This is a genomic window from Arthrobacter sp. ok909, assembly GCF_900104405.1.
In the GTDB taxonomy this organism is placed as follows: Bacteria; Actinomycetota; Actinomycetes; order Actinomycetales; family Micrococcaceae; genus Arthrobacter; species Arthrobacter humicola.
In genome coordinates, this window is the sequence record NZ_FNJS01000074.1 from 1 (window position 1) to 1,562 (window position 1,562).

Below are 1,562 nucleotides of genomic sequence, written 5' to 3' on the forward strand. Positions count from 1 at the left end.
ACCCAGCAGTTCACACCGGCGAGCGTTCCAGAACCAGGACCCCGAAGGGACCCCGTTCGTACTTGCTGCCGGCACGTGCCGCCAGGCACCTATTTGTTGATATTCCACCCGTGAGCACCCGCCGCAGAACAATCGTCTGCGCAACGGGCGTTACTCCTGACAACCCCGCAACACGGGCATGCGCCCGGCAGGGTGGTTGTAGGTGCTCCTTAGAAAGGAGGTGATCCAGCCGCACCTTCCGGTACGGCTACCTTGTTACGACTTAGTCCCAATCGCCAGTCCCACCTTCGACAGCTCCCTCCCACAAGGGGTTAGGCCACCGGCTTCGGGTGTTACCAACTTTCGTGACTTGACGGGCGGTGTGTACAAGGCCCGGGAACGTATTCACCGCAGCGTTGCTGATCTGCGATTACTAGCGACTCCGACTTCATGGGGTCGAGTTGCAGACCCCAATCCGAACTGAGACCGGCTTTTTGGGATTAGCTCCACCTCACAGTATCGCAACCCTTTGTACCGGCCATTGTAGCATGCGTGAAGCCCAAGACATAAGGGGCATGATGATTTGACGTCGTCCCCACCTTCCTCCGAGTTGACCCCGGCAGTCTCCCATGAGTCCCCGCCATTACGCGCTGGCAACATGGAACGAGGGTTGCGCTCGTTGCGGGACTTAACCCAACATCTCACGACACGAGCTGACGACAACCATGCACCACCTGTGAACCGGCCCCAAAGGGGAAGGACTGTTTCCAGCCCGGTCCGGCCCATGTCAAGCCTTGGTAAGGTTCTTCGCGTTGCATCGAATTAATCCGCATGCTCCGCCGCTTGTGCGGGCCCCCGTCAATTCCTTTGAGTTTTAGCCTTGCGGCCGTACTCCCCAGGCGGGGCACTTAATGCGTTAGCTACGGCGCGGAAAACGTGGAATGTCCCCCACACCTAGTGCCCAACGTTTACGGCATGGACTACCAGGGTATCTAATCCTGTTCGCTCCCCATGCTTTCGCTCCTCAGCGTCAGTTAATGCCCAGAGACCTGCCTTCGCCATCGGTGTTCCTCCTGATATCTGCGCATTTCACCGCTACACCAGGAATTCCAGTCTCCCCTACATCACTCTAGTCTGCCCGTACCCACCGCAGATCCGGAGTTGAGCCCCGGACTTTCACGGCAGACGCGACAAACCGCCTACGAGCTCTTTACGCCCAATAATTCCGGATAACGCTTGCGCCCTACGTATTACCGCGGCTGCTGGCACGTAGTTAGCCGGCGCTTCTTCTGCAGGTACCGTCACTTTCGCTTCTTCCCTACTGAAAGAGGTTTACAACCCGAAGGCCGTCATCCCTCACGCGGCGTCGCTGCATCAGGCTTGCGCCCATTGTGCAATATTCCCCACTGCTGCCTCCCGTAGGAGTCTGGGCCGTGTCTCAGTCCCAGTGTGGCCGGTCACCCTCTCAGGCCGGCTACCCGTCGTCGCCTTGGTGAGCCATTACCTCACCAACAAGCTGATAGGCCGCGAGTCCATCCAAAACCACAATAAAGCTTTCCACCCCCCACCATGCGATGAGGAGT

Annotated in this window: 1 rRNA gene; it reads right to left on the reverse strand. The window is 58.5% G+C overall.

Going from position 1 to position 1,562, the window contains the following annotated elements:
* Nucleotides 1-213 precede the first annotated feature (213 nt).
* Nucleotides 214-1,562, reverse strand: a 16S ribosomal RNA gene (locus BLR03_RS23795); the annotation flags it as partial.